Genomic DNA, 10188 nt, shown 5'->3' with positions numbered 1-10188 from the left:
GACGGATTTGTAAGCGGGAAATTATTGCAACAGGGTGTTGAATTAGCCAATATGGAAATGATACAGTACCATCCAACAACCATAGAAACCCCTGTTAAAAGAATGCTCATTACTGAAGCTGCCCGTGGAGAAGGCGGCAGATTATATACTTTGCGCAATGGTGAAAAATGGTATTTCATGGAAGAATGGTATCCTGAACAGGGTGCTTTAATGCCTCGCGATGTTGTATCTCGAAGCATATACAGAGTATGTCATGAAGATGACATGGGAATTGATGGTGAAAATAAGGTTTATTTGGATTTAACTCACTTGGATGAAAAAACCGTCAAAACTAAGCTTGATGAGGTTTATGATGTTTGTATGAACTATTTAAATCTTGACCCTACTCGTGAGCCAATTCCAGTTTATCCGGGCGTCCATTACTTCATGGGAGGCATACGTACAGACGATGCTCATAAAACCAATATTAGGAATTTATTCGCTATTGGAGAATGCTCTTCACAGTATCACGGCGCCAACCGTCTTGGAGGAAATTCATTGCTTGGAGCCATACACGGTGGATGGGTAGTGGCTGATCAATTGGAAGAAATTTCATGTGAAAATAATAGTTTTGAAGAATATGAAATATCAAACTACGAATATGACGCCTATGAAAATTGGAAGGAACTGCAAAAAGAGGCCAACAACATTTCATCATATGAAATTGAAGAAGAAATTGCAAATATAATGAACAGAACCATGGGGATTTACAGAACGGAAACTGAACTAAAAGAAGGATTGAATAAACTGGATTCCCTTGAAACAATTCATGTAAACAGTCATGGGTGCTATTATGATTACATTTTATTAAAATCACTGATAGATATTGCAAAAGCAATGCTATCATCAGCATTAGCAAGGAAAGAAAGCAGAGGCGCACATCAAAGATTAGATTATCCCGAAACAAATGAGGAATACCTAAAAACAACCGTGATATCATTTGACAATGATGAATTAAAAATTACATTCAACGATACAGAGGAGAGAATGAGCTGGTAAAAATGGAGTCAATAACCGTAATTATAAAAACCTCAAAAGGCATGAAGGAATATACTTATGAAGGCAATCTCAACATTCCGGTAACTACTCTATTAGAAAGAATCAATGTGAAACATGATATTAAAATCCATTATTCGTCCAGTTGCCTTCAAGGACTGTGCGGAAGTTGTTCAATGATAATAAATGGTTTGCCAAAGCTTGCATGCAAAACATTTGTGAATGAAGAAGCAACAACCAAAAAAACGCATAAGATTACAATAGAACCCTTAAGCAAGTTTCCTGTTGTAAACGACTTGGTTGTCGATAGAACCTCAATGTTTGAAAACATTAAAAATTCCCGCCAATGGCTTGAAGGAGAATCACGTATTAATCAGGATAATCTAGAATTTGAATATGAAGCATCACAATGTCTGATGTGCGGGTGCTGTTTAGAAGCCTGTCCTAACTATACCGGCGAAGACAATTACTATGGCGCAATTTTACCTGTGACATCCTCTAAAATATCAAAACAGGAAAGTGATATGGATAAATTAAAGTTTCTCAAAGAAAATTACAGTAATCATTTTTATAATGATTGTGTGAAATCTCTTGCCTGTGAAAATGTTTGTCCAATGAATATTCAAACACAGAGAGCTATTTCAATAATGAATCGCCATTCAATTTGGAAATTCCATAAATTATTGAAAAAAATAACTGAATAAACACGAACATTTCGTATAAAACTTATAAAAAAGTTCCGATACTTATAGATTTCAAGCAATAAAACTCTGATAGAGAATTCATTTTCTAAATAATTATAAAATCAGGCTGTTACGATGTAATGAATAATGTTATGCTGTAACCAGTTCAGATTCAATAGCAGGAATACCATTTAGATTAGTTGTGATTCTATTCATTCCAAAAGTTTGTGTTTTATTATGGACAGGAACAACTAATGTGACTTTTAAATTTATAGACTCTTCAGTGATTATTGATTGAATAGTAATTTTAGTTAAATTATTAAAATGACTTTTATCCAGATTGAATATTTTAGATGCGTTTAGAAATTCAAATGCAACAGGTTTACCTTCTTTATCAATATCTAGAATCACATCATTGTCTAATTCAAGTGAAACTTCATATTCATAATCATCAACACAATATATGAATAATGAGTCCCCTTGACGGTCATAATCATATACTACTTTGTTGTTCATTTTCTCACCCTTTTATTTCTATAAGTTTCCATAACAGTTACAAATTTCACTTCTCTATTATCATTTATACCTATCACTAATGATATATCTTTTGTAGGTCTCTGATTGTGTTCAAAATATAATCTAAATTTATTGTAATCTTGCTTGATAATCCCCATTAATGGATTGTGTAAGAATGTTTCAAAGATTAAGTCAAAATCTCCAATCCGTTGAATATTCCTAACATCAAAATGTTTAGTATCAGGCATGAACGATTGATCACATGAATTAATTATTTCAATTGCCTCTTCAATAGAATAATCTCTCATTTTTAAAACCTTTATTTTATATTTTAAAAAATTTAATTTAATATTATTTTAAATTACGAATTTTATAAGCTTTTTGTTTTAAATGAATACAATATTATAAAGTTAAAGCAATTTTACAAAAGTAGAGCAATTTTTATAAAAGAAATTTTTAAAAATAAAGAATAATATTGGAAACATAGAATACACTTAAACATTACCAACAAAATTTAATTAATTAGGCAAATTATTTTAAAAAAATACGAACAATTCATATAAACTTTGATAAAGTTCCTATTACCTTTGCACTACTGAAAACACAAACCAATTATTACGTGCATAAATTTTAATGTTAAACAACATAAAATAATGTAAGGTGTTTTAATGAGAGAATATAATTTGGAAATTCTTACTTTTATTATGTTTGGAATGGTAACATTTTCAGCTGTTTTTTATAATGGTTTAAGTTTAGTCCAAAAGATGATGTTAATTTATATGTTTCTTTTCACCCTCCATGAATGGGAAGAAACACGCTTTCCGGGAGGATTTGCAAAATTAATGTTAAAATTCTTCAAGCTCAAAGCAACACCTAATCAGATACACGCTGCACATATTCCACTTACTATCCTATTAATCATAATCACATTTGTACCTTTTTTTACCCAATATACTCTATTGGCATTAGTTCCTGTTTATCTGGGATTATTTGAAACATTTATACATATAATAGGCATCAAACTTCATAAAATGGAAAAGCCTTACACTCCAGGTTTAATCACAGCAATGTGTCTTGGACTAACATCAATAATTTCATTACTAAACCTTTCCAACAATAACCTCCTTCAAAGCTGGGACTATGTATGGGGAATATTAATAATGTTTTTATGTTTTGGTGCAATGCAAAGAACTGTCATTGCAATTTATGGCCTAGGATACAAAGATTTAATTGCAAATTTAAAAAAATAATCAATAAAATTAATAAATAGCACTAGTATTAGTTATTGATGTAATCTTAGCATTAATTCACAAAAAATACAAAATGTTCGTATAAAACGTATGATATAGTTCGCAACCTTATCGATTTGAACCACAAAACTCTACTAAAAAATTTATTTTTTGATAATTATAAAATTTTTGAGCTCCTCGAATAAATCCATTAGACTCTTAAAAAACTTTGTTGAAGAAAATTGATTTTGAAAATTAGTTGAAATAATTAAAGCTCAATATAATATGGACAGATGTTTGCATATTCCCCGTTTTTTAATCTGAAACCTTTTGGAATTGTTCCAAGTTGCGTAAAACCTAATTTTTCATATAGATGCCTTGCCGATGCATTATTTTCGACAACAGCATTGAACTGCAAAATTAAAAATCCTAAATGTTTGGCTTTTTTAATCGAATCAATAACCAATTGTTTACCAATATGTTTTCCTCTATGCTTTGAAGATACTGCATAGCTTGCATTTGCAATATGGGCACATCTTCCAACATTATTTGGATGCAAAATATATAACCCGACAATTTCATTGTCAATTAAGCAAATCCCTGTGTAACTTTGAGAAGAGAAAAATTCCAATCCTGATTTTGAATCCAGTAATGTTTCCTGTGGAAATGCAATTCCTTCATCAACAATTTCATTCCAGATTGAAATCATTTGATTCAAATCATTTAAGTTAAATTCTCTGATTATCATTAATGTTATGTTTATTTTTTAGTATACAAATATTGTTTTGTTTTTAATTAAGAAAACAAAAAATAATACGAACATTTCGTATAAAACTTATAAAGTTCAGATACTTATCGATTTCAAGTACTGAAACTCTGATACAATTCATTTCGCATATTATAATTACTAAAGTAATTCAAAAGATTAAGGCATTATATCAACTTACAATTTCTTTACATACATATTTTTCCAACTCCACCATATAATCTCATCAATATATCATCTTAATTATCCCATTTGCTAATATACCACTTGTTATTTATTTTTTCCAATGTTTGTTGTGAATGAAGAGTCCATGTTCCTTTAATTCCGTATACTTTTGCATCAAGGGTTACATCTGCCTTAAATATTGCTTTATTTTCACCACATACTTTTATATCAGGATTGTTAATTGTTGATTTGTAATAGTTTAGTGTTCCATACATGATCTCATCAATGAATTCTTGTTTTGTCTGTGTTTTTCCGGACATATGTGTTAATGTATAATTATCACATATGATTTCATTTAATTTTTCCAGATTCTTTTCAATCATCGCTTCCTGAAAGTCCATAAATCTTTCAAGGACGTCTTCCTGAATGTCTGTCAAATTTCTTTTATTAATTACAGATACATTCATATTAAAACCTTCTTATTCAGGAAATTTATCTTTATCAAGTGTTTTAACAACTTTTGCAGGCACACCTACAGCCACAGAATAATCCGGAACATCTTTTGTAACAATGGCTCCCGCTCCAACAATTGCATATTTTCCAACTGTGACGCCAGGCAAAATACTCACACCTGCTCCAATCCATGCCCCTTTTTTAATAACGATTTTCTCGCATAAAAGTACCTGTCTTTCATATTCATCATGATTATTGGACAATAATTGAACGTTTCCTGCAAGCATTACATCATCTTCTATTGTGATTCCGCCTCTGGCCATTGCAAGGCAGTTGCTGTTGATAAACACATTATTTCCAATTTTCATTTTGTGAAATGCTGCACCGGCAAATGGTGCAGTGATAGTGCTGTTTTCTCCGATGTTGCCATCGAGCAATTCATTAAGCAATGCTGCATACTCTTCAGTCATAGGCTCTGTGTGGTTGAATTTAAACAGGACTTTTGATTGCTTGATTGACTGTTCCAATTCTTCCTGTGAAATTTTATCCAAATCTACTCTCTCCATTCTATCATCTCCTTAATTTATTTACTTTGTTGTGGCAATGGAATTCCCTCTTTTAGACTTAATTCTTTTATTTTTAAAAACCACGCCATATTTCTTGCAAGAGTTGTCATTGTCCTTAATCCTTCCAGATCCTCCAGTGCCTCTTCCGCTTTGGTACCATAGATTACATTCCAGTATGTTGAGCTGATTATTGGCATTTCAGCCCATGTGAAAAATCTGTTGATTGTATCGATTGCGGTCATAGTTCCCGCTCTCCTGGCACTTGCAACTGCAGCTGCAGGTTTTAGGCGAAATATCCGTTTTCCGCCAAAAAATGAAGAGAAAAACACTCTTGTCATGAAGTTTGTCAATGTCGGATTGACTGTACCGTAATAGACCGGTCCACCAAAGATGAATCCGTCAAATTCCTCTGCTTTTTCAACAAAAGCATTGACTTCATCATTAAAAACGCATTTTCCAAGTTCGCTGCATTTTCTACAGTCAATGCATCCCCTAATATCTTTATGTCCCATACGATAGATTTCAGAATTTATGTTTTCTTCATTGAGGGTTTTATGTATTTGCTTTAATGCTACATAGGTGCATCCTTCTTTATTTGGACTTCCATTTACTAATAATACTTTCATGATTTCAACTCTTTTTGTTGAATTTAATAGTTAATTTATATTGATTGTTATATAAAGTTAACTATTAACTATGATTAACTATTTATACTAGCATACATAAAATTATGTTTAGATATTATGACATTCGATGAAAATCCAGAAAACATATTCATTTACCATTATGTTGAGGAATTAATCTCAAGTTATGGATCATATTATGAATCCAACCTTAATTACAATGATTTGACACTAAAGGAATTTTCTGTTCTTTTAAGAATAAGATTCCAGGGTGTTGCAACCCAACATGATTTGGTGGAATTGTTTAAAGTGAGCGGAGCATACATTGCAAAGCTTTTAAGAAAATTTGAGGACAATGGATATATTGCACGAAAGGAGGATCCGGAAAACAGGAGAAAAAAACTAGTCAAATTGACAGATGACGGAATCAAAAAGACAGATGAACTAATAGAAGTCATACAAAACTGGGAAGATAAAGTTACAGCCGGCATTAGTGAAGATGAAATCAAAACTTTAAAAGAGATATTATTTAAAATAACAATGATTTAAAATATGGTGACAACATGGAATATATGAAATTAAACGATGGATTGGAAATTCCAGCAATAGGATTTGGAACATTCATGATTCCTGCAGACGGAACAACATATGAAACCGTGAAAACTGCAATCGATTTGGGAATAAGACACATCGACACAGCAACAGCATACTTCAACGAACAGGAAGTGGGTCAAGCCGTAAAAGACAGTGAAGTAGAAAGAGAAGACATTTGGATTACCTCCAAATTATGGCTACAGGATTATGAATATGAGGACGCCAAAAAAGCCATTGACCTGTCACTGGAAAAATTAGGCACAGATTATATGGACTTATATCTACTTCATCAGCCATACGGCAAAGTTGATGAAGCATGGAGGGCATTGGAAGAGGCCAAGGAAGAAGGAAAAGTTCTCTCAGTCGGCGTGAGCAACATGACACCGAAATTATGGAACAAATGGGTTCCTGATTTTGATTCAATACCTTCAGTCAACCAGGTTGAATTCAATCCATATATCCAGCAAAAGGAATTAAAAGAAATTTTAAATCCATTGGATGTTAAAATCCAAGCTTGGGGACCATTAGGCAGAGGAAATGCAGATTTATTAAATAATCCTATAATCTTGGAACTTGCCGAAAAATACGGCAAGAATGCAGGCCAGATAATCTTAAGATTTGAAAATCAGGAAGGAATAATCGTGTTTCCAAAATCATTGACCCCCGAAAGAATCAAATCAAACATGGAAATATTTGATTTCAAGCTAACTGACATCGAAATGGATAAGCTACGTGCATTGGACACTGGAAAAGGTTCACATGACCCTGATGCTCCAGGCGTAGGTGAAATGTTAATGAATGCATTTGATGTGCATGCAAATGAATAGAAGGGAGGCAAAAACATGGAATTTAACTTAAACGAAAATAGGGAAGTAGTCGCATTGCTTGGTGCAGGAAGCATGGGAACCGCAATAATAAAAAGAATAAGTACAAATAGGATAATACTTTTAGGAGATATCAATGAAGATAACCTTAAAGCAAGAGAAGAAGAGCTTAAATATAATGGATATGCCGTGGAAACACAGGTTGTCGATGCAATGGATGCAGAATCCGTTGAGGCGTTTGCCAAAAGGGCCAGCGAACTTGGAGATGTTAAATATTACATACACACTGCAGGCGCATCACCGAACCAGGCAAGCCCGGAGCATATCATTAACCTGGATCTTGTTGCAACATCCCTTGCAATTGACATATTCGGAAAATATATGGCCAAAGGAGGTGCAGGACTCATCATCTCAAGCCAAACTGGATACATGATGAATTTGCCTCCTGAAGTCGAACAGCAAATTGCATTGGCATCAACTGATGAGTTAAAGGATTTGGATTTCATTAAAAATGATGCAATGGTCAATTCAGGTGTGGCATATGTAGTTGCAAAAAGGGCAAACCATCTAAAGGTCAGAACCGCCGCAGCAACATCCTGGGCAGACAGGGGTGCGAGAATAAACTCAATTTCACCGGGAATCATAGTAACTCCACTAGCCTATGACGAATTTGAATCAGCAGGTGATGCCTATCAGGAAATGATTAATTCATCCCCAGCAAAAAGAGTAGGAACATCAGAAGAGATTGCAAGAGCTGCAGAATTCCTATTGAGCGATGACTCATCATTCATCACAGGAATTGATCTCCTGGTTGACGGTGGAGTAATAGCATCAATAGCCAGTGGAAGATACTCCCTGGAATTACAATAAAAAAACAGGAGGCATAGATTATGAAATATTTAAACAAAGAAGATTTTGAAAAGGCAAATATTTTTGGCATGGGCAGTCCAAACGATGCCTTTGCACAATATTTTATCGGAAACTCATACCTAAATCCCTTAAATGAATTTGGAGAATCTCCAGTATTTGTTGCCAATGTCACTTTCGAACCAGGATGCAGAAATAATTGGCACATTCACAAGGCAAGCAATGGAGGCGGACAAATTTTGATTTGTATAGCAGGTGAAGGATGGTATCAAGAAGAAGGCAAAGAAGCTAAAAGTCTTGTTCCTGGCACTGTAATTACCATTCCTGCAAATGTAAAGCATTGGCATGGTGCAAAAGCAGATTCATGGTTTTCACACATTGCTGTTGAAGTTCCCGGTGAAGATACAAGCAATGAATGGTTAGAAGAAGTAGATGAGGAACACTATAAGAATTTAATCGATTAAGATTAGACATAACTATTGAACCATCACCAACAACAAATCTCAAATATGCGAACAATTCGTATAAAACGTATGATATAGTTCGCATGATTATCAAATTCCAGAACTAAAACTAGGATAGGGAATTTATTTTTCTGTAATTATTAAATTTTTGAAAGTTAACCTACACCATAAATCTATAGGTAATTTTCAGTTATTTTAGTTGCAGATTCAATCATTTTTGGACAAAACTCCTTGAATATATTATTATCCAATGCGTATTTAACACCTTCTTCGGTTCTAATGTCACAATTAAGTAACTCTCTACAGATATATGATCTGTTTTCCTTTTCAAATTCATCTAAAAATTTTTCACACACTTCATTGCTTTTGGTTTTACTATCACCATATTTAAGGCCTAATGCCATTAGTGCACCTGTGCAAGCACCGCAAACTTCACCTTTACGCATACCTCTGCCAAAGCATGCGCCGATTTTCAAGGCTTGTTCTTCTGAAAGACCTAAATTCTGTGAAAATGTTGCAAATACCGCTTGTGAACACACATATCCGTTTTCAAATAATTGAATAGCATTTTCTATATTTTTCATATATTATAATTTAATTATTTTGACTTATCAATGTATAGCATTAACTGGATGGCACTACGGGCATTACCTACTAGGCATGTTTCATATGTTTCAAGGATTTAGAAATTTTCAGACAGAACATATAAAATAATTCCGATACTTATCGATTTTGCCTCTTAAAACTCTTTAATTTATATGAAGAACCCCTATAAAAATACGAACATTTCGTTTAAACAAAGTTAATTCTCAAAACTTTCATTTGGTGAGCTGCTGACATTAACGCCAGAGATATTGAAAATCAAACTTGATTCAACTTATATAGCAGGGTTTTTCAAAGCAATTTTCAAATCTCAAATGGCTGATGTTAATGTCAAAATCAACTGTTAAATGAAAAGAAAAAATAGCTATTAATTATATATAACTTGAAACTTAAAATATTAATTAAGTATTATTTGGAGAGGTTAAAATATGAAAACTTATGCGATAGTTGTATACCTTTTCTCTCTCTACACTACTTTTTTTTGAAACTCCATGTAATTAAATATTTTCATCCACACTTCACCAGTAATTTTTCTAACCCCATAAATATTTTATATAAAAAATATAATAAATAATATAATAAAGATATTGGAAATGATGACTATGGGAATTACTGATTACATTAAAACTAGATTATTATATGAAAACTCATGTGATATCTTTACTACTTTCTCTCTACACTAACTGATAAAATTTAATGTTGTTGATTAATTGTAATTAATTTAAATTTTAAATTATTGGAAACAATATTGCATGGAATGATAAGTGAAATTAGTCACTTATATTTCTTCTTAGTTTTGG

14 protein-coding genes are annotated in these 10188 nt (G+C 32.7%); 7 read left to right on the top strand and 7 right to left on the bottom strand.

The window, feature by feature from the left end; translation table 11 throughout:
• The coding region (locus ACKI2W_RS00425) for an FAD-binding protein (RefSeq protein WP_407378444.1) at positions 1 to 1038 on the top strand (1038 nt) is incomplete at its 5' end.
• A gap of 2 nt (positions 1039 to 1040) precedes the next feature.
• A complete protein-coding gene (locus tag ACKI2W_RS00420) occupies positions 1041 to 1739 on the top strand; it encodes a 2Fe-2S iron-sulfur cluster-binding protein (RefSeq protein WP_407378442.1) in 699 nt (232 codons plus the stop codon).
• A 129-nt stretch (positions 1740 to 1868) separates the two neighbouring features.
• Here the strand turns inward: ACKI2W_RS00420 and ACKI2W_RS00415 are convergent, their stop codons facing one another.
• Together ACKI2W_RS00415 and ACKI2W_RS00410 are read right to left on the bottom strand one after the other, a co-directional pair.
• Positions 1869 to 2234 carry a DUF2283 domain-containing protein gene (locus ACKI2W_RS00415; protein ID WP_407378440.1) on the bottom strand — a complete coding sequence of 122 codons (366 nt, stop codon included), beginning with the start codon at positions 2232 to 2234 and terminating at the stop codon, positions 1869 to 1871.
• Positions 2231 to 2542 (bottom strand): hypothetical protein, encoded by a 312-nt coding sequence (locus tag ACKI2W_RS00410; protein WP_296862720.1) that lies wholly within the window; start codon positions 2540 to 2542, stop codon positions 2231 to 2233. Before ACKI2W_RS00410 ends, ACKI2W_RS00415 begins: the two co-directional genes overlap by 4 nt.
• Positions 2543 to 2902: 360 nt before the next feature.
• Between ACKI2W_RS00410 and ACKI2W_RS00405 the strand changes: the two genes are divergently transcribed.
• Entirely contained in the window at positions 2903 to 3484 is a 582-nt protein-coding gene (locus ACKI2W_RS00405; protein WP_407378438.1) for an HXXEE domain-containing protein, read from the top strand.
• Positions 3485 to 3731: 247 nt separating this feature from the next.
• Here the strand turns inward: ACKI2W_RS00405 and ACKI2W_RS00400 are convergent, their stop codons facing one another.
• The 4 genes from ACKI2W_RS00400 to ACKI2W_RS00385 all read right to left on the bottom strand — a co-directional run bounded on the left by ACKI2W_RS00400 (position 3732) and on the right by ACKI2W_RS00385 (position 6039).
• Positions 3732 to 4211, bottom strand: a complete 480-nt coding sequence (locus tag ACKI2W_RS00400; RefSeq protein ID WP_292819538.1) for a GNAT family N-acetyltransferase — start codon at positions 4209 to 4211, stop codon at positions 3732 to 3734.
• Positions 4212 to 4468: 257 nt separating this feature from the next.
• On the bottom strand, positions 4469 to 4861 hold the full coding sequence (locus ACKI2W_RS00395) for a nuclear transport factor 2 family protein (RefSeq protein WP_292819535.1): 393 nt from the start codon (positions 4859 to 4861) through the stop codon (positions 4469 to 4471).
• A gap of 12 nt (positions 4862 to 4873) precedes the next feature.
• Positions 4874 to 5413, bottom strand: coding sequence for an acyltransferase (locus ACKI2W_RS00390; RefSeq protein WP_407378435.1), 540 nt, complete (start codon positions 5411 to 5413; stop codon positions 4874 to 4876).
• 17 nt (positions 5414 to 5430) lie between these two features.
• Positions 5431 to 6039 carry a flavodoxin family protein gene (locus tag ACKI2W_RS00385; protein WP_407378434.1) on the bottom strand — a complete coding sequence of 203 codons (609 nt, stop codon included), beginning with the start codon at positions 6037 to 6039 and terminating at the stop codon, positions 5431 to 5433.
• A 117-nt stretch (positions 6040 to 6156) separates the two neighbouring features.
• Here ACKI2W_RS00385 and ACKI2W_RS00380 point away from each other — a divergent pair, with 117 nt between their 5' ends.
• Genes ACKI2W_RS00380 through ACKI2W_RS00365 form a run of 4 tightly spaced genes read left to right on the top strand, consistent with a single transcriptional unit; the run spans position 6157 to position 8785 of the window.
• Positions 6157 to 6585, top strand: coding sequence for a MarR family winged helix-turn-helix transcriptional regulator (locus ACKI2W_RS00380; protein ID WP_292819526.1), 429 nt, complete (start codon positions 6157 to 6159; stop codon positions 6583 to 6585).
• Between the two features lie 14 nt (positions 6586 to 6599).
• Positions 6600 to 7457 carry an aldo/keto reductase gene (locus tag ACKI2W_RS00375; protein ID WP_407378432.1) on the top strand — a complete coding sequence of 286 codons (858 nt, stop codon included), beginning with the start codon at positions 6600 to 6602 and terminating at the stop codon, positions 7455 to 7457.
• Between the two features lie 15 nt (positions 7458 to 7472).
• Positions 7473 to 8324, top strand: coding sequence for an SDR family oxidoreductase (locus ACKI2W_RS00370; RefSeq protein ID WP_407378430.1), 852 nt, complete (start codon positions 7473 to 7475; stop codon positions 8322 to 8324).
• A gap of 20 nt (positions 8325 to 8344) precedes the next feature.
• Positions 8345 to 8785 carry a cupin domain-containing protein gene (locus ACKI2W_RS00365; protein WP_407378429.1) on the top strand — a complete coding sequence of 147 codons (441 nt, stop codon included), beginning with the start codon at positions 8345 to 8347 and terminating at the stop codon, positions 8783 to 8785.
• Positions 8786 to 8958: 173 nt separating this feature from the next.
• Here ACKI2W_RS00365 and ACKI2W_RS00360 read toward each other — a convergent pair whose 3' ends face one another.
• A complete protein-coding gene (locus tag ACKI2W_RS00360; RefSeq protein WP_292819514.1) occupies positions 8959 to 9369 on the bottom strand; it encodes a C-GCAxxG-C-C family protein in 411 nt (136 codons plus the stop codon).
• Positions 9370 to 10188 lie beyond the last annotated feature (819 nt).

Origin of the sequence: Methanobrevibacter sp. (assembly GCF_045603845.1) — an archaeon.
Lineage (GTDB): Archaea > Methanobacteriota > Methanobacteria > Methanobacteriales > Methanobacteriaceae > Methanocatella.
The sequence above is the reverse complement of the archived record's forward strand: the minus strand, read 5'-3'. Positions and strand labels throughout refer to the sequence as shown.